At 64.3% G+C, this 19,139-nt stretch carries 21 protein-coding genes and 1 pseudogene; 18 read left to right on the top strand and 4 right to left on the bottom strand.

Annotated elements, in window-relative coordinates:
• Positions 1–36 precede the first annotated feature (36 nt).
• The 13 genes from rpsN to rplQ all read left to right on the top strand — a co-directional run bounded on the left by rpsN (position 37) and on the right by rplQ (position 8,226).
• Positions 37–342, top strand: a complete 306-nt coding sequence (rpsN, locus tag MTX19_RS16200; protein WP_280977360.1) for a 30S ribosomal protein S14 — start codon at positions 37–39, stop codon at positions 340–342.
• Between the two features lie 14 nt (positions 343–356).
• On the top strand, positions 357–755 hold the full coding sequence (rpsH, locus tag MTX19_RS16205; protein WP_280977361.1) for a 30S ribosomal protein S8: 399 nt from the start codon (positions 357–359) through the stop codon (positions 753–755).
• Between the two features lie 14 nt (positions 756–769).
• Complete coding sequence (gene rplF / locus MTX19_RS16210; protein WP_280977362.1) at positions 770–1,303, top strand: 50S ribosomal protein L6; 534 nt, start codon at positions 770–772, stop codon at positions 1,301–1,303.
• Positions 1,304–1,314: 11 nt separating this feature from the next.
• Positions 1,315–1,674, top strand: a complete 360-nt coding sequence (rplR, locus tag MTX19_RS16215) for a 50S ribosomal protein L18 (RefSeq protein ID WP_280977363.1) — start codon at positions 1,315–1,317, stop codon at positions 1,672–1,674.
• A gap of 57 nt (positions 1,675–1,731) precedes the next feature.
• The gene (gene rpsE, locus MTX19_RS16220) at positions 1,732–2,307 is read left to right on the top strand and encodes a 30S ribosomal protein S5 (RefSeq protein WP_016843761.1); all 576 of its coding nucleotides are present in this window, start codon (positions 1,732–1,734) and stop codon (positions 2,305–2,307) included.
• 39 nt (positions 2,308–2,346) lie between these two features.
• On the top strand, positions 2,347–2,538 hold the full coding sequence (gene rpmD, locus MTX19_RS16225; RefSeq protein ID WP_028335461.1) for a 50S ribosomal protein L30: 192 nt from the start codon (positions 2,347–2,349) through the stop codon (positions 2,536–2,538).
• A 22-nt stretch (positions 2,539–2,560) separates the two neighbouring features.
• Positions 2,561–3,049 carry a 50S ribosomal protein L15 gene (gene rplO, locus MTX19_RS16230; protein WP_280977364.1) on the top strand — a complete coding sequence of 163 codons (489 nt, stop codon included), beginning with the start codon at positions 2,561–2,563 and terminating at the stop codon, positions 3,047–3,049.
• A 146-nt stretch (positions 3,050–3,195) separates the two neighbouring features.
• On the top strand, positions 3,196–4,527 hold the full coding sequence (secY, locus tag MTX19_RS16235) for a preprotein translocase subunit SecY (RefSeq protein ID WP_280977365.1): 1,332 nt from the start codon (positions 3,196–3,198) through the stop codon (positions 4,525–4,527).
• Positions 4,528–4,603: 76 nt separating this feature from the next.
• Positions 4,604–5,446 (top strand): adenylate kinase, encoded by an 843-nt coding sequence (locus MTX19_RS16240; RefSeq protein WP_280986060.1) that lies wholly within the window; start codon positions 4,604–4,606, stop codon positions 5,444–5,446.
• A gap of 190 nt (positions 5,447–5,636) precedes the next feature.
• Positions 5,637–6,005 (top strand): 30S ribosomal protein S13, encoded by a 369-nt coding sequence (gene rpsM / locus MTX19_RS16245; RefSeq protein WP_137483446.1) that lies wholly within the window; start codon positions 5,637–5,639, stop codon positions 6,003–6,005.
• Between the two features lie 115 nt (positions 6,006–6,120).
• A complete protein-coding gene (rpsK, locus tag MTX19_RS16250; RefSeq protein WP_006021048.1) occupies positions 6,121–6,510 on the top strand; it encodes a 30S ribosomal protein S11 in 390 nt (129 codons plus the stop codon).
• 101 nt (positions 6,511–6,611) lie between these two features.
• Complete coding sequence (locus tag MTX19_RS16255; protein ID WP_280977367.1) at positions 6,612–7,643, top strand: DNA-directed RNA polymerase subunit alpha; 1,032 nt, start codon at positions 6,612–6,614, stop codon at positions 7,641–7,643.
• A gap of 166 nt (positions 7,644–7,809) precedes the next feature.
• Positions 7,810–8,226: a 50S ribosomal protein L17 gene (gene rplQ, locus MTX19_RS16260; RefSeq protein WP_280977368.1), complete on the top strand. Its 417-nt coding sequence runs from the start codon at positions 7,810–7,812 to the stop codon at positions 8,224–8,226.
• A 60-nt stretch (positions 8,227–8,286) separates the two neighbouring features.
• On the opposite strand, the gene MTX19_RS16265 is transcribed toward rplQ, so the two are convergent.
• Positions 8,287–10,281 carry a methyl-accepting chemotaxis protein gene (locus MTX19_RS16265; RefSeq protein ID WP_280986061.1) on the bottom strand — a complete coding sequence of 665 codons (1,995 nt, stop codon included), beginning with the start codon at positions 10,279–10,281 and terminating at the stop codon, positions 8,287–8,289.
• Between the two features lie 403 nt (positions 10,282–10,684).
• Between MTX19_RS16265 and MTX19_RS16270 the strand changes: the two are divergent.
• Both MTX19_RS16270 and MTX19_RS16275 read left to right on the top strand, forming a co-directional pair.
• Positions 10,685–11,480: pseudogene (locus tag MTX19_RS16270) on the top strand (SDR family oxidoreductase).
• Between the two features lie 6 nt (positions 11,481–11,486).
• Positions 11,487–11,783 (top strand): DUF1330 domain-containing protein, encoded by a 297-nt coding sequence (locus MTX19_RS16275; protein WP_280984410.1) that lies wholly within the window; start codon positions 11,487–11,489, stop codon positions 11,781–11,783.
• A gap of 103 nt (positions 11,784–11,886) precedes the next feature.
• On the opposite strand, the gene MTX19_RS16280 is transcribed toward MTX19_RS16275, so the two are convergent.
• Complete coding sequence (locus tag MTX19_RS16280; protein WP_280984411.1) at positions 11,887–12,900, bottom strand: zinc-binding alcohol dehydrogenase family protein; 1,014 nt, start codon at positions 12,898–12,900, stop codon at positions 11,887–11,889.
• A gap of 120 nt (positions 12,901–13,020) precedes the next feature.
• Here MTX19_RS16280 and MTX19_RS16285 point away from each other — a divergent pair, with 120 nt between their 5' ends.
• Complete coding sequence (locus MTX19_RS16285) at positions 13,021–13,398, top strand: helix-turn-helix domain-containing protein (RefSeq protein ID WP_280984412.1); 378 nt, start codon at positions 13,021–13,023, stop codon at positions 13,396–13,398.
• An 86-nt stretch (positions 13,399–13,484) separates the two neighbouring features.
• Here the strand turns inward: MTX19_RS16285 and MTX19_RS16290 are convergent, their stop codons facing one another.
• Positions 13,485–15,080, bottom strand: coding sequence for an OprO/OprP family phosphate-selective porin (locus MTX19_RS16290; RefSeq protein WP_280984413.1), 1,596 nt, complete (start codon positions 15,078–15,080; stop codon positions 13,485–13,487).
• Positions 15,081–15,449: 369 nt separating this feature from the next.
• On the opposite strand from MTX19_RS16290, the gene MTX19_RS16295 reads away from it, so the two are divergent.
• Entirely contained in the window at positions 15,450–16,808 is a 1,359-nt protein-coding gene (locus tag MTX19_RS16295; protein WP_280984810.1) for a DegQ family serine endoprotease, read from the top strand.
• Positions 16,805–18,139, top strand: coding sequence for a replication-associated recombination protein A (locus MTX19_RS16300; RefSeq protein WP_280984414.1), 1,335 nt, complete (start codon positions 16,805–16,807; stop codon positions 18,137–18,139). The genes MTX19_RS16295 and MTX19_RS16300 overlap by 4 nt, the downstream gene beginning before the upstream one ends.
• Positions 18,140–18,143: 4 nt before the next feature.
• Here the strand turns inward: MTX19_RS16300 and MTX19_RS16305 are convergent, their stop codons facing one another.
• Entirely contained in the window at positions 18,144–19,082 is a 939-nt protein-coding gene (locus tag MTX19_RS16305; RefSeq protein ID WP_280984415.1) for an alpha/beta hydrolase, read from the bottom strand.
• Positions 19,083–19,139: the final 57 nt, after the last annotated feature.

Raw genomic sequence — 19,139 nt, forward strand, 5'->3', positions numbered from 1 at the left:
CAAGGCAACTCAAACGCGGATACCCAGGAGCCAAGCATGGCAAAGAAGAGTTCAGTCGAGAAGAACAACCGGCGCAAGCGGATGGCGAAGAACGCCGCTCCCCGCCGCGAGAAGCTGAAGGCGATCATCGCCGACAAGACCAAGCCGATGGAAGAGCGCTTCGCGGCGACGCTGAAGCTCGCCGAGATGCCGCGCAACTCGTCGCCGACGCGCATCCGCAACCGCTGCGAGCTGACCGGGCGTCCGCGCTCGAACTATCGCAAGAACAAGCTGTCGCGCATCGCGCTGCGTGAACTCGGCTCCAAGGGCCTGGTTCCCGGGCTCGTGAAGTCAAGCTGGTAAGGAGGGTCGGAACCATGTCCACGCACGATCCGATCTCCGATCTCATCACCCGCATCCGCAACGCGCAGATGCGCTCGAAGTCCAAGGTCTCGAGCCCCGGCTCGAAGATGCGCGCCAACGTGCTCGAGGTGCTGAAGGCCGAGGGTTATATCCGCGGCTACGCCAGCGTCGAGCATGCGAGCGGCCGCAGCGAGCTCGAGATCGAGCTGAAGTATTTCGACGGCGAGCCCGTCATCCGCGAGATCGAGCGGGTGTCGAAGCCGGGCCGCCGCGTTTACGCCTCGGTGAAGAACCTGCCGCGCGTGAACAACGGTCTCGGCATTTCGGTGTTGTCGACGCCGAAGGGAATCATGGCTGACCACGAGGCGCGCGAGGCGAACGTGGGCGGCGAAGTTCTCTTCACGGTGTTCTGAGGAAGGAATTTACGATGTCACGTATCGGCAAAAAGCCGGTGGCGATCCCGTCGGGTGTGACGGCGACCGTCGAAGGCCAGACGGTGAAGGTGAAGGGGCCGAAGGGCCAGCTTCAGTTCGTCGTGCATGACGACGTCGAGGTGAAGTTCGAGAACGGCCAGGTCAAGGTCGCTCCGCGCGTCAAGACCAACCGCGCGCAGGCGATGTACGGCACCGCGCGGGCGCAGGTGGCGAACCTCGTCGAGGGCGTCACCAAGGGCTTCGAGAAGAAGCTCGAGATCACCGGCGTCGGCTACCGCGCCGCGATGCAGGGCAAGAACCTGCAGCTCGCGCTCGGCTACAGCCACGACGTGATCTACGCGATCCCGGAAGGCATCACCATCGCGGTGCCGAAGCCGACCGAGATCACGATCACCGGCAACGACCCGCAGCGCGTCGGTCAGGTCGCCGCCGAGATCCGCGCCTACCGTCCGCCGGAGCCCTACAAGGGCAAGGGCGTGAAGTACGCCAACGAATTCATCTTCCGCAAGGAAGGCAAGAAGAAGTAACGGAGCCGGTCATGTCACTCAAGGTTACGAATGCCCGGCGCAAGCAGCGCGTGCGCCTTGCGCTTCGCCGCTCGGCAGGCGGCCGTCCGCGGCTGTCGGTGTTCCGCTCGTCGAAGCACATCTACGCCCAGGTCATCGACGACCAGAAGGGCGAGACGCTGGCGTCCGCCTCGTCGCTGGAGAAGACCATGCGCGAATCCGGCAAGACCGGTGCCGACATCGATGCGGCAAAGGCGGTCGGCAAGCTGCTGGCGGAACGTGCGGCGCAGAAGGGTGTCAAGGAAGTCGTGTTCGATCGCGGCGCCTACATCTATCACGGGCGCGTCAAGGCGCTCGCCGATGCGGCGCGCGAAGGCGGATTGAGCTTCTAAACGAATCGAACGATTACGAGGAAAGAGGCGTAGGCCTCCTAGAGATTGGAAAACACCATGGCAGGTGAACGCGAACGCGGCGGACGCGAACGGAGCAGGGAGCGCGAGGAGCGCGACAGCGAGTTCGTCGACAAGCTCGTCCACATCAATCGCGTGGCGAAGGTCGTCAAGGGCGGCAAGCGCTTCGGCTTTGCGGCGCTGGTCGTGATCGGCGACCAGAAGGGCCGGGTCGGGTTCGGCCACGGCAAGGCGCGCGAAGTTCCCGAGGCGATCCGCAAGGCGACCGAGTCGGCCAAGCGGAACCTGACGCGCGTCGCCCTTCGCGAAGGCCGCACGCTGCATCACGACATCGCCGGTCGTCACGGCGCCGGCCGCGTCTACCTGCGTGCCGCTCCGGCCGGTACCGGCATCATCGCCGGCGGCCCGATGCGCGCGGTGTTCGAGACGCTCGGCATCCAGGACGTGGTGGCGAAGTCGATCGGCTCGTCGAATCCCTACAACATGGTTCGCGCGACCTTCGACGCGCTGAAGCATCAGGATTCGCCGCGTTCGGTGGCCGCCCGCCGCAACATCAAGGTCTCCACCCTGCAGTCGCGCCGCGTCGGCGGCGACGCCGAAGTGGTGGCGGAATAACCCGCGCGGGAAACCAGCGCGCTATTTGGAGTTATTGTCATGGCCAAGGCCAGCAAGACGATTAAGGTCGAGCAGATCGGCAGCGCGATCCGCCGCCATCACTCGCAGCGTTCGACGCTGATCGGCCTCAAGCTCAACAAGATCGGCCGGGTCGCCGAGCTGCAGGACACCCCTGAAGTTCGCGGCATGATCAGCAAGGTCCAGCATCTCGTCCGCGTCGTCGGCGAGTAAGCAAGATATAAGGAGAAGGGCGATGAAGCTCAGCGATATCGCCGACAACGCCGGCGCCCGCAAGAAGCGGATGCGCGTCGGCCGTGGCATCGGTTCCGGCAAGGGCAAGACCTCGGGCCGCGGCGGCAAGGGCCAGACCGCGCGTTCGGGCGTCCGCATCAAGGGTTTCGAAGGCGGCCAGATGCCGATGCATCGCCGTCTGCCCAAGCGCGGCTTCAACAACATCTTCAAGCTCGACTTCGCCGAGATCAATCTCGACCGTCTGCAGGAAGCGATCGACAACAAGCTGGTCGATGCGTCTGCGACTGTGAACGCCGAGACCCTGGTCAAGGCCGGCGTGCTGCGCCGCGCCAAGGACGGCCTGCGGCTGCTCGGCCGCGGCGAGATCAAGGCCAAGCTGACCATCGAGGTGCACGGCGCCTCCAAGTCGGCGATTGCCGCGGTCGAGAAGGCTGGCGGCTCGGTCAAGATCCTGGCCCCCGCCAAGGCGGAAGAAGGCGAGGCGGCGTAACATCTGCGTCATTGCCCGCGCGCGGCGCGGGCAATCCGCAGATCGAATGATGGACTTATCGAGGCCGAGCACCAGATAATGTCCGGTGTCTGCCGATCGCCCCCGCAGGGGCGTCAGCGAAGGGGGCTCCGGGAGAAAGCCGAAACATGGTCTCAGCAGCCGAACAACTTGCAGCAAACCTCAATTTCGGAGCTCTAGCGAAGGCTGACGAGCTGAAGAAGCGCATCTGGTTTACCCTGGGTGCGCTGCTTGTTTATCGGCTGGGCACCTACATCCCGCTGCCCGGCATCGATCCAAACATCTGGGAACAGGTGTTCCGCACCCAGTCCGGCGGCATCCTCGGCATGTTCAACATGTTCGCCGGCGGCGGCATCCACCGCATGGCGATTTTTGCGCTGAACATCATGCCGTACATCTCGGCATCGATTATCATCCAGCTCCTCACCACCGTTTCGCCGCAGCTCGAGGCCCTGAAGAAGGAGGGCGAGGCGGGCCGCAAGACGCTGAACCAGTACACCCGCTATCTCACGGTGATCCTGGCCTTGTTCCAGTCCTACGGCATCGCGGTCGGCCTCGAAGGCGCCGGCAATGTCGTCAGCGACCCCGGCATGTTCTTCCGCCTTTCGACCGCGATCACGCTGACCGGCGGCACCATGTTCCTGATGTGGCTCGGCGAGCAGATCACCTCGCGCGGTATCGGCAACGGTATCTCGCTGATCATCCTGTCGGGCATCGTCGCCGAACTGCCGTCGGCGCTCGCCAACATGCTGGAACTTGGCCGCCAGGGCGCGATGTCGACCGGTCTGATCCTGATCGTCATCGTGATGGCGATCGCGGTGATCGCCTTCATCGTGTTCATGGAACGGGCGCAGCGCCGGCTGCTGATCCAGTATCCGAAGCGCCAGGTCGGCAACAAGATGTTCGAGGGCCAGTCCTCGCATCTGCCGCTCAAGCTCAACACCTCGGGCGTGATTCCGCCGATCTTCGCCTCGTCGCTGCTGCTGCTGCCGACCACCGTTGCGAACTTCAATGCCGGCAAGGGTCCGGAGTGGTTCCAGTGGATCACCACCCAACTCGGCCATGGCCGACCGCTGTTTCTGATCCTCTATCTCGCGCTAATCGTCTTCTTCGCGTTCTTCTACACCGCGATCGTGTTCAACCCGACCGAGACCGCCGACAATCTGAAGAAGCATGGCGGTTTTATCCCGGGCATCCGGCCCGGCGAACGCACCGCCGAATATATCGACTACGTGTTGTCGCGTATCACGGTGCTTGGTGCGATCTATCTTGCTATCGTCTGTCTGATTCCGGAAATTCTGATTTCCTACGCCTCGGTGCCGTTCTACTTTGGTGGTACGTCGCTTTTGATCGTCGTCAGCGTGACGATGGATACCGTGGCGCAGGTTCAGGGTTATCTGCTGGCCCATCAGTATGAAGGGCTGATCAGGAAGTCGAAGCTCAGGGGTCGTCGGCGCTGATTGGGGTGCGCGGCGGTTCCAAACTCACATCACGGGTGTGCGGGTCTCGCTCACCTAGCCGGGGGGCGAATTAGTCATGAGATTGATCCTTTTGGGGCCGCCGGGCTCGGGCAAGGGGACCCAGGCACAGCGGTTGGTCCACAAGCATGGCATTGTCCAGCTCTCGACCGGCGAGATGCTGCGCGCGGCGGTCGCCGCCGGCACGCCGATCGGACTGCAGGCCAAGGAGATCATGGCCAATGGCGGCCTGGTGCCGGACGAGGTCGTGGTCGGGATCATCGCGGACCGCATCGAGCAGCCCGACGCCAAGAAGGGCTTCATCCTGGATGGCTTCCCGCGCACGGTTCCGCAGGCGGAAGCGCTCGACGAGCTCCTCAGGAAGAAGCATCTCAAGCTCGACGCCGTCGTCGAACTGCGCGTGAACGAGAGCGCATTGCTGGACCGAGTTGAGAAGCGCGCCGAGGAGACCCGTGCGCGTGGCGAGGAGGTCCGCCTCGACGATACGCCGGAAGTGCTGACCAAGCGCCTTGCGCAGTACCGTTCGCTGACGGAACCGTTGATTCACTATTATTCGGAGCGGCGGAAGCTCTTGACCGTCGATGGCATGATGACCATCGAGCACGTCACCCGCGAGATCAATCGGATCCTGGGTGCGATCGGCGCGCTGGAACCGAAGGCCGCTGAGTCGGCCAAGTCCTCCGTCGGGGCGGCGAAGAAGCCCGCCAAGAAGACCGCGGCGGCGTCCAGGGCAGCCAAAAGGGCAGCCAAGGGGGCAAAAAAGACCGCCAAACCGGCCCGGAAGGCGGCCAAGGTCGCCAAAAAGGCCAAAAAGGTGGCCAAGACCAAGGCCGCCGGGAAGGGCGGGAAAACCGCCAAGAAGGCAGCAAAAAGGCTCACGAAACAGCGAGCTAAGCGTTAGGAGCGGTTGACGAAACCGACATGAATCCCTTAATAAGCCCCGCATCCAAGTCGGATAGTTTTGTGACGATGCCGGGCCCCAAAGGATATGAGGGGAAGGGCGTCGTGTTCGCGTTTGTGGACACCTGCCCGCGAAAGCAAGAACTTGAGAAGCCCGTATCCGTGAGGGATCGGCGACAGGAGAGAAATCCGTGGCCCGTATTGCCGGCGTCAACATTCCCACCAACAAGCGCGTGCTGATCGCGCTTCAATACATCCATGGCATCGGCCAAAAGAATGCGGCCGACATCATGGAGAAGGTCAAGATCCCGCTGGACCGTCGCGTCAACCAGTTGACCGACCAGGAAGTCCTGCAGATCCGCGAAGTCATCGACCGCGACTATCTGGTCGAGGGTGACCTCCGTCGCGAGGTCGGCATCAACATCAAGCGGTTGATGGACCTCGGCTGCTATCGCGGCCTGCGGCATCGCCGCGGTCTGCCGGTGCGCGGCCAGCGTACCCACACCAATGCGCGTACGCGCAAGGGGCCGGCCAAGGCGATCGCCGGCAAGAAGAAGTAAGTTTTGCGAATTGCGGGTGGAGAGTAGCGAATGGACGTTCGCTACTCGCTATTTGCGTTTTGAGGTGTAGCCGCTGGCGTTACGGCGGCGCTTGAGATCACAGGAAAGGTTTGAAATGGGCAAGGAAGCCACCCGCGTACGCCGCCGCGAACGCAAGAACATCGCCTCCGGCATCGCGCACGTGAATTCGTCGTTCAACAACACGACCATCACCATCACCGACGCACAGGGCAACACGATCGCCTGGTCGTCGGCGGGCACCATGGGTTTCAAGGGCTCGCGCAAGTCGACCCCCTATGCCGCGCAGGTCGCGGCCGAAGACGTCTCCAAGAAGGCGCAGGAGCACGGCATGCGCACGCTGGAGGTTGAAGTGGCCGGCCCCGGTTCGGGCCGTGAATCGGCGCTCCGTGCGCTGCAGGCTGCGGGCTTCACCGTCACCTCGATCCGCGACGTGACCACGATCCCGCACAATGGCTGCCGCCCGCGCAAGCGTCGGCGCGTTTGATTGAAATCGCGGGCGGCCCGGCCGCTTGCGATCGTTTTTGGAATTGACCGCGCGGACTGTTCCGCGATCTCCAACGCCAGGTTCGTCCATTCGACTGGCACATGGGTGAAACAGTGACGATCCAGAAAAATTGGCAAGAACTCATTCGACCGAACAAGCTGCAGGTGACGCCGGGCTCGGACGCGTCCCGGTTCGCCACCGTCGTCGCCGAGCCGCTCGAGCGTGGCTTCGGCCAGACGCTCGGTAACGCGCTGCGCCGCATCCTGTTGTCCTCGCTGCAGGGCGCGGCGGTGCAGTCCGTGCACATCGACGGCGTGCTGCACGAGTTCTCCTCGATCGCTGGCGTCCGTGAGGACGTCACCGACATCGTGCTCAACATCAAGGACATCTCGATCAAGATGCAGGGCGAAGGCCCGAAGCGCATGGTCGTGAAGAAGCAGGGCCCGGGCGCGGTCACCGCCGGCGACATCCAGACCGTCGGCGACGTCACCGTCCTCAACCCCGACCTGCAGCTCTGCACGCTGGACGACGGCGCCGAGATCCGCATGGAGTTCACGGTCACGACCGGCAAGGGCTACGTCGCCGCCGAGCGCAACCGTCCCGAGGATGCGCCGATCGGCCTGATCCCGGTCGACAGCCTGTTCTCGCCGGTCCGCAAGGTCTCCTATAAGGTCGAGAACACCCGTGAGGGCCAGATCCTCGACTACGACAAGCTGACGATGACGATCGAGACCAACGGCGCGATCTCGCCGGAGGATGCCGTCGCCTATGCCGCGCGCATCCTGCAGGATCAGCTCAACGTGTTCGTCAACTTCGAGGAGCCGCGCAAGGAAGTCGCGCAGGAGATCATCCCCGATCTCGCCTTCAACCCGGCCTTCCTCAAGAAGGTCGACGAGCTCGAGCTGTCGGTGCGTTCGGCAAACTGCCTGAAGAACGACAACATCGTCTACATCGGCGACCTCGTGCAGAAGTCAGAAGCGGAAATGCTCCGCACCCCGAACTTCGGCCGCAAGTCGCTGAACGAAATCAAGGAAGTGCTGGCCCAGATGGGTCTGCATCTCGGCATGGAAGTGCCGGGCTGGCCGCCGGAGAACATCGACGAGCTCGCCAAGCGCTTCGAGGATCACTACTGAGCACCAGCATGATCCCGGAAAAGTGTGTAGCGGTTTTCCGACAAGGATCATGCTCAAACAAGAAAGCAAAAGCGCTCGATAGCGCTTTTGCGGGCGAACGCAGGCAGCCCACCTGAGCAACATGTCCGACGAACCGTCGCGGCAGATACAAAGTAAGGAATAGACTATGCGTCACGGCAAGGTTCATCGGAAGCTCAACCGCACCGCCGAGCATCGGCGTGCGATGTTCGCCAACATGGCGGCCGCGCTGATCAAGCACGAGCAGATCGTCACCACGCTGCCGAAGGCCAAGGAGCTGCGGCCGATCGTCGAGAAGCTCGTCACCCTGGGCAAGAAGGGCGGCCTCGCGCTGCGCCGCCAGGCGATCTCGGAGCTGCGCGACGTCGACCAGGTCAAGAAGCTGTTCGACACGCTGGCGCCCCGCTACAAGGACCGCCAGGGCGGCTACACCCGCATCATCAAGGCCGGCTTCCGCTACGGCGACAACGCGGCGATGGCCGTGATCGAGTTCGTCGATCGCGACGTCGATGCCAAGGGCCAGGATTCCGGCCCGACGCAGGAGAAGGAAGCCGAGGCAGCGTAAGCCGGTCTCTGGTCAAGGTTTCGAAAACGGCGCCCTCGGGCGCCGTTTTTTTGTGACCATTCAGCCGGCGCGGATGGTGGCGATGAAATTATCGAGCTCCTGCTTGAGACGGTTGTTGCCGTCCGACAGCAGCCGTGCGGAGCTCAGGACCTGGGAGGAGGCGCTGCCGGTCCTGGAGGCGCCGCTTGCCACCTGGCCGATGCTGACGGCCACCTGGGAGGTCCGCTCGGAGGCGACCTGAACGTTCTGCGCGATGCTCCGCGTCGCGTCGCCTTGCGCCTCGATCGCCTTCGCAACGCCAGAGGCGATCTCTGAGATCCGGCGGATAATGCCTGCGATATCGCTGATAGCCTCGGCGGATTCCTTTGTGGCGGTCTGGATGCCGGCGATCTGCTCGCGGATCTCCTCTGTCGCCTCCGCGGTCCGCCTGGCGAGCGTCTTGACCTCCTGCGCGACCACGGCGAAGCCGGAACCCGCCTTGCCGGCGCGGGCGGCCTCGATCGTCGCGTTCAGGGCGAGCGGGTTGGTCTGATGCGCGATCGTTGCGATCAGTTGCACCACGTTGCCGATACGGTCGGCAGCGGATGCGAGCTGCGCCATCCGATCGTCGGTTTGCCTTGTCTGCTGCACGGCCTCGCTGGCGATGCTGGCCGATTCCTCGACCTGGCGTCCGATCTCGGACGCCGAGGCGATCATTTGTTCCGCCGCGGCCGCAACGCGCCTGACATTGTCGGAGGCTTCTTCGGAGGCTGCCGCGACGTTTGCCGACATGTCCTGCGTGTGATGGGCCGTGTCGCTGAGATCGCGGGCCGAGGCGGCCAGTTCCTCCGATGCCGCCGAGACGGTATCGATGACGCCACCGGCGCTGGCCTCGAATGCTTCCGCCAGCCGCGCGAGTTCGCGCTTGTGCCGATCGGCGGCGCGACGGTTCTCCTCCAGCCTCGCGTCAAGCTCAAGACGGGCCTTCTCCTGCGCCTTGGTCTTGAACGATTCGACGGCGCGCGCCATTTCGCCGATTTCGTCTGACCGCTCCAGGCCGGGCAGGACGACGTCGAACCGACCGTCGGCCAATTGCCGCATCGCGGCCGTCATGCGGCTGATGAGCCCGGCGAGGCGCCGGCCGAACAACACGGCAAACAACGTGAGCACGAACGCGGTCAGTCCGATCACCCATGTCAGGGCCTGCCTGAACTCACTGGCCTTGCGCTGTGCGAGATCGGCGCGAGCGCTGGCTGCCGCGGCGACCCTGACCAGCATCGGCCGGATACGGTCGAAGATCTGATAGAGGTCCTCCATCTGGTCATCGAGCGCCTGGCGGGAGACGAGGACGCCGGCGAACGCAAGCTTGTAGGATCGGGCGAGACCAAGGAGTTCGGATTTCACGTCCTTAGCCAGCGTTGACGATGCCAGCGCCGTCTCGAACGCGGCCTCACGCTCATCGAGCTGGTCGCCAAATCGCTCTTCGCCGCTCAGGACGAAATCCTTCTCGAGACGGCGCATCGTCAGCAACAGGACGGTCAGCCCGGGCTGGTCGAGCTGCGCCAGCCGGGACTCGTACTGCTGCGCCGAACTGCGCAGTTTTCCGCGCAAGCCATCATTGTCGGTCAGGCCCAACATGCGCTGGGCGCCGACGATATTCTGGAACCTGGTCGCATAGAGATTGATGCCGCTCCGCAAGGAGGACACCTGCCTGATCGGATCGTCCTCCGGCAGCGCTGCTGCGAAAGCTTCGAGTCTGTCGAGCATCGCCGTCTCGTCCTGGACGCGATTGGCGAGAGTCTTCGCCAGGTCTTCATTGCGCGTGCGCAGGAACTTGGCCGCGATCTGCTGCGTCTCCAGGAAGCCGTCGGACAGCTCGGACAATTGCGCTCTGAAGCGCATGCTGTCGTCTGACTCGCGCTGCATGCGTGCCGCGTATTCGAGGCCGCCGAGACAGGCTGCGCTGACGATGACTACTCCGCCGATACCAAGCATCGCGATCTGGCTTCGAAGGCTTGGTCGGAATCGCTTCAGAATGATCGCGCGGAGTTGCTTCGTCCTGGAGATTACGAACATCTGATGCTTTCCTGTCAGTCGCACGGCTCCGGACGTCGTTGTCGCTGAAAGAGGATCTGCGCCCGGTTGCCGAAGATATAGCCAGAGGTCCGCTCGAGCTATTTGCGGCGACGACTTACAGTCGTTGAATTGACAATCTGTGAAAACGACTGGGGTGCAAACGATGCGTTTTGTGACGGTTGGATGAAAGTCGGCGAGAACCGCATGGCGCGAGGGATGCCACGGTTGCCACTCATGTGCGTGCTGCAGGCGATGGGGCTATGACGCCTGGCGCTGTTCTGCGTGTCCCGTAACAGCGTCTTCGCACTCGTCCTGAATTCGCGCATCTCCCGTGCTCGATGCTTGGTTGCATCGGCGTGATTTCGATCAAATATCACGGAAAGGACCGACAGGAGCTCTCCCAATGAAAATCGACCTTTCCGGAAAAACTGCGCTGGTCACCGGCCTCGACCGCAGGTATCGGCAACGCGATCGCACGGGGCCTCGCGGGGACAGGCGCGGATGTCATCGTCAACGGCCGGGGCCACGCCAGGATCGATGCCGCCGTTGCGGCGGTCGCAAAGGCGGTGCCGGGCAGCAAGGTGCGCGGCATCGCCGCCGATGTCTCGACCGCCGCCGGCTGCAAGGCGCTGCTCGCGGCCTTGCCGGAGGTCGATATCCTTGTCAACAACGCCGGCATCTTCGAGCCGAAGGATTTCTTCGACATTCCGGATGAGGATTGGAGCCGCTTCTTCGAGGTCAATGTGATGTCGGGCGTGCGGCTGTCGCGCGGCTACATGCAGGGGATGTTGAAGCGCAACTGGGGACGCATCGTCTTCATCTCCTAGGAATCAGGCCTCAACATCCCGACCGAGATGATCCACTACGGCATGACCAAGACCGCGCAACTTGCGATTGCCCGCGGGCTCGCGCAATTGACCAAAGGCACCGCGGTCACCGTCAACTCTGTGCTGCCCGGGCCGACCATGTCGGAGGGGGTGGAGACCTTCGTCAAGGATCTGGCGAAGCAGAACGGCCAGTCGGTGGACGAGGCGGCCTCGAATTTCGTCAAGCAACACAGGCCGACCTCGCTGTTGCAGCGCTTTGCCAGCACCGAGGAAATCGCCAATCTCGTGGTCTATATCTGTTCGAAGCAGGCCTCCGCGACCAACGGCGCTGCGCTCCGCGCCGAAGGTGGCATCGTCAACACCATCGCGTGAGGGCGCATGCCGGCTTATGCAATCTCAGAGGTCGAGATGCGGGACGCCGCTGCGTTCGAGGCCTATCGTACGCTGGCTGCGAAGAGCATCGCGCAATATGGCGGACGTTACATCGTGCGCGGCGGTGCGGCCGAAGTGGTGGATGGTGGTCCTCCGCCGAAGGCCATCGTCATCGTCGAATTTCCGGCGATGGCGATCTTGCGGGAATGGTACGCGTCGCCGGAATACGCCGAAGCGCTGAAGTTGCGCGCGACCGCTCTCGAGCGGCGGCTGATCTTCGTGGAGGGCGTCGCGCCGGCGTAGGATCCTGATGGTACGACGGGTTAGCGTTAGCGTAACCCACCGCTCTTCAAAAATGCGTGGGTGGGTTACGCCTTCGGCGAACCCACCCTGCGCAATCGTGGGCTTACCACCCCTCCAGCACGATCTTGCCGCGCGACTTGCCGCTCTCGAGCAGCGCGTGGGCGCGCTTGAGATTGGCGGCGTTGATAGTGCCGAAGGTCTGGTCGAGGGTGGTGCGCAGCACGCCCTTGTCGATGAGGTCCGAGACATCATTGAGCAGATGATTCTGCGCGATCATGTCTGATGTCTGGAATGAGGAGCGCGTGAACATCGACTCCCAGTGCACCGACACCGCCTTGCCCTTGAATACGGCGACGTTGAACTCCGGCGGATCGTCGATCAGGCCGAACTTGCCCTGCGGCGCGATGAAGTCGGCGATCGACTTGTAGTGCTGGTCGGTGAAAGTGAGGCTGGCGACCAGCCCGACCGGTGGCAGCTTCAGCTTCTCGATCTGCTCCTTCATCGGCTTGGCATGATCGATCACGGCATGGGCACCGAGATCGAGGCACCATTTCTGAGATTCCGGACGCGTTGCCGTTGCGAGCACGGTCAAGCCGGTGAGCCCGCGCGCGAGTTGGATCAGGATCGAGCCGACGCCGCCGGCGCCGCCGATGATCAGAAGCGTGCGCGGATCGAGGCTCTTGCCCGGCACCGCGCCGAGCCGGTCGAACAGCAGTTCCCAGGCGGTGATCGAGGTCAGCGGCAGCGCCGCGGCCTGCGCGAATGACAGCGATTTGGGCTTCTTCCCGACGATGCGCTCGTCGACCAGGTGAAACTCCGAATTGGTGCCCTGGCGCTGGATCGAGCCGGCGTAGAACACCTCGTCGCCCGGCTTGAACAGGCTGACATCGGGGCCGACCGCGTCGACCACGCCGGCCGCATCGAAGCCGAGGATCTTGTACTCGCCCGCGGGCGGCGCCGCGCGCTTGCGCACCTTGTAGTCGACCGGGTTGGCCGAGATCGCCTTCACCGCGACCCGGATGTCGCGCCCCTTCGGCTCCGGCTTTGCAGTCTCGAAATCAATGAGCGAATCCGCCGCCTCGATCGGCAGCGATTTTTGGTATCCGACGGCCTTCATGGCTTGTCTCCATTGGTGGCGGCGATTGCCTGTTGTCTAACTGTCGCGCTGGCCTCCACTTGGCAAGTACTGTAAATTCAGGGAACTAGTCCCCGTTTGGATACTATTGGGAAAAATCCGATGAAACGGAAGAATTTCGCGCGTCGGCCGGGGTGTGCGGTCGAGGCGGCGCTCGACCTGATCGACGGCAAATGGAAGGGCGTGATCCTGTTTCATCTGCAGGCCGGCACCCAGCGCTTTGGCGAGTTGCGGCGGCGGATGCCCGGCATCACCCAGCGGATGTTGACCAAGCAGCTGCGTGCGCTCGAGGACGATGGTCTCGTGATCCGCAAGGTCTATGCCGAGGTGCCGCCGCGGGTCGAGTACACGCTGTCCGAACTCGGCGAGAGCCTGCGCCCGGTGATCGATATACTCAAGGCGTGGGGCGAGAGCCACCAGGAGCGGTTGTCCTGTGCGCCGGCGCCGGAGGTGGTGAGGAAGCCGAAGCGCGCGGCTTGAGCCGCGAGGAGATGAGGAGAGTGAAAACCGGGAGCAGGGTGCGGCTCCCGGTTTTGGCTACGGTGACCGACGGCGATCAGGCCGCGTCAGAATGCGACCTGCGTGCGCATCGCCACGGCGTCGAACTTCGAGCCGACGTCGGCGGGCGAGGTCGGCGATGCCTGCCTGGCGACGTTGCCGTGCAGGTAGTCCAGCATGAAGCGGATGTTGCCGTTGACGTACCAGTTCAGCGCGGCAGTGTAGACGGTCTGCCGTCCGCCGGCGACGCCGGTTGCCGATCCGATCTGATCGTTCAGGTCGATCGTGCTGACGCGTCCGGCGATTTCCCAGGCGCCCCAGCCGCCGCCGTCAAGCGAGAATGGGTGCGCCGGCTTGATGCCGTTATAGGCGGCCGCCGCCGCGTTGTAGGTGTGCGTCTCGCCGGTCAGCACGTAGCCAGCCTGCGCGTAACCGCCCTGGAATTTCAGGCTTGGCGCACCGATCGGTGGCAGGCCGGTGTTCGCGCCACGATCGACATTGAACCAGAAATACTCGCCCTGCAGGATCAGCGGGCCATAGGTCGCAGCCGCTTCGACGCTGTAGACCTGCGCGCCCGACGCGTTGGCGATCGCGCCGGTCGTCGCCAGCACGGTGGGGTCGATGCGGAGCTCAGGCCGGTCGCTGAGCGTGACCGTCTGCGCCTGCGTCAGCAGATTCCGCGCCGGCTGGATCAGCCATTCTGCATCGGCGCCGATATGCACCGAGTAATCCCTGCCGCTGATCGGGTTGCCGGCGATACGGGCGACTGCGCCATATTGCTCGGTGCTTGCGGCCGGCGAGGTGCTCGATGCCGAGTGCAGTGCGCCGGTGGACGGTCCGGTAACATAGCCGCCGACCCAAAGCTGATCGTTCCACCAGCGGGTGCCGACGGTCGAACGGAAGTCGCCGGCCGCGATGTTGGTCGCGACGACGCCGGCCGAGGCGCGCTCCATGAACAGGATGTCGTTGGAGCTCGTGGCCTCGTCGAGTGTGTAGGGCAGGTCCATGATGCCGCCTTCAATCGCCATCTTGCCGCCGAACGGCTTGAAGCCGGTATAGCTCAGATAGGCGTTCTCGATGCCGGAGACGCCGCCGCCCGGCAGCGATCCCGGCGCCGAACCGCCGAAGCCGTCGGAAGAGCCGCCGAAGTCGTAGATCAGTGCGAAATTCCAGTCGCTGAGGAACTTGCCGACGACGCCGATGCGTGCGCGGCGGACGTTCTCGCCGCTGTCGAGCTTTTGCGGCGATGTCCCCGCGGAGTTGGGACGATAGTCGTAACCGCCGACGTCCCAGTGCACGCGGCTCGTGATCGCGATGCAGTTCTGCTCGTCCGCGGTGCAGATCGTCGGCCGGTTGTTCGGCATCGACACCACGACGCCGGACGGCGCGATCGGACCCTTGACCGGAATGGCGGCGTTGGCGTTGGCGACGCTCGAGGCCTTTGCATCCGCCGCCTTCGCATGCGCGTTCGCGGCGGCCGCCGTCGCCGCGTTCGCGTTGCTCTGCTTCTGCAGCTTGTCGATCTTCTGCTCCAGCACGCGGAGCTGCTGCTTGAGCAGCGCGATCTCCGCGTCGCTGTTGCTTGCCGATTCCGAATGTGCCGGCGAGGTGGCGAGTGCTCCCGCCACGCCGAGGGCGATTGCCCCCAATCTTGTCGCGCCCATCTTACGCTCCCCTGTTGAGATGAAGTCCCCCACTCACTGAGAGCCGAGTCCTAGGAGCGTATCGTGACTGACGCACGACAGCGCCGTCCGGGCTTGCGGTTCCGCTTGTCGTGTGCCGGCAACAAGCGAAGCTGCGCAGTGAGATGACGACCATCATAGGGGCTTGGCGGCGTGCATCAACGTGCCCCAGGCCGGTTTTGCACCGCTCGGTTGGGCGTCGGACGTCACGAGGTGGGGCGCCAGATATTGAGCCGTATACCCTTCAATTGCCATACGAACGCGCCTATATTCCGGCGTTTTCCGCAAGAGGTGAGAATGCTCCGATTCATCCGCTTTGCCGCTATTCCCGTCCTGTGCACGCTGGCCTTCATGGCAAGCCTTGACCCTGCCGCGGCGCAGGACCGTCGCGTCCCGTCCTCGCAGGCGGAGCTGCAGCTGTCCTACGCGCCGATCGTGCAGCGGGTGCAGCCGGCGGTGGTCAATGTCTACGCGGCCAAGATGGTGCAGAACCGCAATCCGCTCCTGGACGATCCGATCTTCCGCCGCTTCTTCGGCGTGCCGGGACAGCAGCCCGAGCAGATGCAGCGCTCGCTCGGCTCTGGCGTGATGGTCGATGCGTCCGGTCTCGTCGTCACAAACAATCACGTGATCGAGGGCGCCGACCAGGTGAAGGTCTCGCTCGCCGATAAGCGCGAATACGAGGCCGAGATCGTGCTGAAGGACAGCCGCACCGATCTCGCGGTGCTGCGCCTGAAGGACACCAACAAGGAGAAATTCGCGACGCTCGACTTCGCCAATTCCGACCAGTTGCAGGTCGGAGACGTCGTGCTCGCGATCGGCAACCCGTTCGGCGTCGGCCAGACCGTCACGCACGGCATCATCTCGGCGCTGGCGCGCACCCAGGTCGGCATCACGGATTATCAATTCTTCATCCAGACCGATGCCGCGATCAATCCCGGCAATTCGGGCGGCGCGCTGGTCGACATGACCGGCCGGCTCGCCGGCATCAACACCGCGATCTTCTCGCGCTCCGGCGGCTCGCAGGGCATCGGCTTTGCGATTCCCGCCAACATGGTGCGCGTGGTGGTGGCCTCGGCCAAGAGCGGCGGCAAGGCGGTGAAGCGGCCGTGGCTCGGCGCGCGGCTGCAGGCGGTGACGCCAGAGATCGCCGAGACGCTGGGGCTCAAGCTGCCGACCGGCGCGCTGGTTGCCAACGTCGCGCCGAACAGCCCGGCGGCGAAGGCGGGGCTGAAGCTGTCCGACCTGATCGTTGCGATCGACGGCACGCCGATCGACGATCCCAATGCGTTCGACTACCGCTTCGCCACCCGGCCGCTTGGCGGCAGCGCGGAGATCGACGTGCAGCGCGGCGGCAAGCCGGTGAAGCTGACGGTGCCGCTGGAGACCGCGCCGGACACCAACCGTGACGAGATCGTGCTGACCGCGCGCTCGCCGTTCCAGGGCGCCAGGGTCGCCAACATCTCGCCAGCGCTGGCCGACGAGCTGCATCTCGACGCGGGAGCTGAGGGTGTCGTGGTGACCGAACTTGCCGATGACGGCACGGCGGCCAATGTCGGCTTCCAGAAGGGTGACATCATCATCGCGGTCAATAACCAGAAGATCGCGCGGACCAGCGATCTCGAGAGGGCATCGAAGACGGGGACGCGGATCTGGCGGATTACGCTGGTGCGCGCCGGCCAGCAGATCAACGTGACGCTTGGCGGATGAGCCCGAAGCAACCACGCGAGGCTTCCAATCTGTTCGCTGCGGCGGGGATGGAGCAGGATGCGCCGCATCCGCTCCCCGACCGTCTGCGCCCGCGGACGCTTGCCGATGTCGTCGGCCAGGATCACATTCTCGGTCCCGACGGCGCGCTGACCCGCATGCTGGAGACGCGCACGCTGGGCTCGCTGGTGTTCTGGGGCCCGCCCGGCACCGGCAAGACCACTGTGGCGCGGCTGTTGGCCGACGCCACTGAGCTGCATTTCGAGCAGATCTCGGCGGTGTTCTCCGGCGTCGCTGATCTGAAGAAGGCGTTTGATGCCGCGCGCGCCCGCCGTGAGACCGGCAAGGGCACGCTCCTGTTCGTCGACGAGGTGCATCGCTTCAATCGCGCGCAACAGGATTCCTTCCTGCCCGTGATGGAGGACGGCACCGTGGTGCTGGTCGGCGCCACTACGGAAAATCCCTCGTTCGAGCTCAACGCGGCGCTCCTGTCGCGCGCCCGCGTGCTGGTGTTTCACTCGCTCGACGCGGCCGCGATCGAAAAGCTGTTCGCCAATGCCGAGAAGGTCGAGGGCAGGAAGCTGCCGCTTGATGCCGAGGCGCGTGCGGTGCTGGTGCGGATGGCCGATGGCGACGGCCGCGCCTCGCTGACGCTCGCCGAAGAGGTCTGGCGCGCCGCGCGCAAGGGCGAGGTGTTCAACGCGGCGCAGCTGCAGGACATCCTGCAACGCCGCGCGCCGATCTACGACAAGTCGGCCGACGGTCACTACAACCTGATCTCGGCGCTGCATAAGTCGGTGCGCGGCTCCGATCCGGACGCGGCACTGTATTATCTTGCGCGCATGTTCGATGCCGGCGAGGACCCGCTGTTCTTGGCGCGGCGGGTGGTGCGCATGGCGGTGGAGGATATCGGGCTCGCCGATCCACAGGCGCTGGTGATCTGCAACGCCGCCAAGGATGCCTACGACTTCCTCGGCTCGCCCGAGGGCGAGCTCGCGATCGCGCAGGCCGTGATCTATCTCGCCACCGCGCCGAAATCGAACGCGGCCTACACCGCGTTCGGGGCTGCGATGCAGACCGCCAAGCAGGGCGGCTCGCTGCTGCCGCCGAAGCACATCCTGAATTCGCCGACGAAGCTGATGAAGTCGGAAGGCTACGGCTCCGGCTATCAATACGATCACGATATGCCCGATGCGTTCTCCGGTCAGGACTATTTCCCGGAGGCGTTGGGACGCCAGACCTTCTACGATCCGCCGGACCGCGGCTTCGAACGCGAGATCCGCAAGCGGCTGGATTATTGGGAAAGGCTTCGCAAGGAGCGAGGCGGCAAATAGCGCCTCACTTTCCGCTCTTCACGAAGTCCAGCATCTGGTCGGTCAGCCGCGTGTCCGATGTGTTGATTGAATAGACCTCCGACACGTGGCTGTGCTGCGGCAGCATGAAGGTGCGTGCACAGCCGCTCGGCCGCTTGCAGGTGGCCTGCTTCAACAGCTCGAACTGCTCGACAAAGCGCGGCGGGTCGAGCTCGGCCGCGGCGACCATCATCGGGATCGGGCTCGCGACCAGGCCCTGCAGTGAGGAGCGCTCGGCGTAGCGCGACGGGTCGGAGCCGTAATAGGCGAGCTCGGCATCGCCGACCGGAGAGGCCGTCAGGTCATAGATGCCCGACACCATGATGGCGCCGGCAAGCCCGCCGCCCTTCACCTTGTGGAATTCGGGATGGGAAACATAGCTCGCGACATGGATCGCACCGGCCGAATGGCCCATCAGGAAGATGCGCGCGGGATCGCCGCCGCGCTCGCCGATCTTCTCCGAGACCCATTGCACGATCGCGCCCATGTCCTCAGGGCCGGCCGGCCACGGGAAGGCGGGCGCCAGGCGGTAGGTCGCGTTGACGCCGACAAAGCCGTTCTTCACCGCCCACAGCATGATGTTGTCGTAGAACGGACTGCCGGGATTGCGCTTGTTGCCCGCGACGAAGGCGCCGCCATGGATGAAGATCAGCACCGGCCGAGGCGACGACGCCGTATCCGGCGTGAACACATCGAGCAAATGACGGTCGGCAGGACCGTATTTGACGTCGCGCTCCACCTTGACGCCCTGATAGGGCTCCTTCTGCTGCAGCGGCGCGTAGAGCGCGGCTGTCTTGGGCGAGTCGCCGACGCGGCCGAGTTCCAGCAGCTTCCAGGCCAGATCGTCCGGCATCGGGCTCTGCGCCAGCGCCGGGCCCGCGATCATCACGGCCGCCGCCGCCAAGGCCGATAGTGCCAGTCTCATTGCAAGCTTCCCCGTCGATTGCCGCGTGCGGCCGAAGGCGGCCGATGTCGCGCTGGA

This window comes from Bradyrhizobium sp. ISRA464, from assembly GCF_029910095.1.
In the GTDB taxonomy this organism is placed as follows: Bacteria; Pseudomonadota; Alphaproteobacteria; order Rhizobiales; family Xanthobacteraceae; genus Bradyrhizobium.

What these genes read in the sequence shown, in the direction of transcription:
- MTX19_RS16285 (WP_280984412.1), top strand. Translation starts at nt 13,021, where the DNA reads ATGAAACGGAAGAATTTCGCGCGTCGGCCGGGGTGTGCGGTCGAGGCG.
- MTX19_RS16280 (WP_280984411.1), bottom strand. Translation starts at nt 12,900, where the DNA reads ATGAAGGCCGTCGGATACCAAAAATCGCTGCCGATCGAGGCGGCGGAT.
- rpsK (WP_006021048.1), top strand. Translation starts at nt 6,121, where the DNA reads ATGGGCAAGGAAGCCACCCGCGTACGCCGCCGCGAACGCAAGAACATC.
- rpsE (WP_016843761.1), top strand. Translation starts at nt 1,732, where the DNA reads ATGGCAGGTGAACGCGAACGCGGCGGACGCGAACGGAGCAGGGAGCGC.
- secY (WP_280977365.1), top strand. Translation starts at nt 3,196, where the DNA reads ATGGTCTCAGCAGCCGAACAACTTGCAGCAAACCTCAATTTCGGAGCT.
- MTX19_RS16290 (WP_280984413.1), bottom strand. Translation starts at nt 15,080, where the DNA reads ATGGGCGCGACAAGATTGGGGGCAATCGCCCTCGGCGTGGCGGGAGCA.
- rplO (WP_280977364.1), top strand. Translation starts at nt 2,561, where the DNA reads ATGAAGCTCAGCGATATCGCCGACAACGCCGGCGCCCGCAAGAAGCGG.
- MTX19_RS16295 (WP_280984810.1), top strand. Translation starts at nt 15,450, where the DNA reads ATGGCAAGCCTTGACCCTGCCGCGGCGCAGGACCGTCGCGTCCCGTCC.
- rplR (WP_280977363.1), top strand. Translation starts at nt 1,315, where the DNA reads ATGTCACTCAAGGTTACGAATGCCCGGCGCAAGCAGCGCGTGCGCCTT.
- rplF (WP_280977362.1), top strand. Translation starts at nt 770, where the DNA reads ATGTCACGTATCGGCAAAAAGCCGGTGGCGATCCCGTCGGGTGTGACG.
- MTX19_RS16305 (WP_280984415.1), bottom strand. Translation starts at nt 19,082, where the DNA reads ATGAGACTGGCACTATCGGCCTTGGCGGCGGCGGCCGTGATGATCGCG.
- MTX19_RS16240 (WP_280986060.1), top strand. Translation starts at nt 4,604, where the DNA reads ATGAGATTGATCCTTTTGGGGCCGCCGGGCTCGGGCAAGGGGACCCAG.
- MTX19_RS16255 (WP_280977367.1), top strand. Translation starts at nt 6,612, where the DNA reads ATGGGTGAAACAGTGACGATCCAGAAAAATTGGCAAGAACTCATTCGA.
- MTX19_RS16275 (WP_280984410.1), top strand. Translation starts at nt 11,487, where the DNA reads ATGCCGGCTTATGCAATCTCAGAGGTCGAGATGCGGGACGCCGCTGCG.
- rpsN (WP_280977360.1), top strand. Translation starts at nt 37, where the DNA reads ATGGCAAAGAAGAGTTCAGTCGAGAAGAACAACCGGCGCAAGCGGATG.
- MTX19_RS16300 (WP_280984414.1), top strand. Translation starts at nt 16,805, where the DNA reads ATGAGCCCGAAGCAACCACGCGAGGCTTCCAATCTGTTCGCTGCGGCG.
- rplQ (WP_280977368.1), top strand. Translation starts at nt 7,810, where the DNA reads ATGCGTCACGGCAAGGTTCATCGGAAGCTCAACCGCACCGCCGAGCAT.
- rpmD (WP_028335461.1), top strand. Translation starts at nt 2,347, where the DNA reads ATGGCCAAGGCCAGCAAGACGATTAAGGTCGAGCAGATCGGCAGCGCG.
- rpsH (WP_280977361.1), top strand. Translation starts at nt 357, where the DNA reads ATGTCCACGCACGATCCGATCTCCGATCTCATCACCCGCATCCGCAAC.
- MTX19_RS16265 (WP_280986061.1), bottom strand. Translation starts at nt 10,281, where the DNA reads ATGTTCGTAATCTCCAGGACGAAGCAACTCCGCGCGATCATTCTGAAG.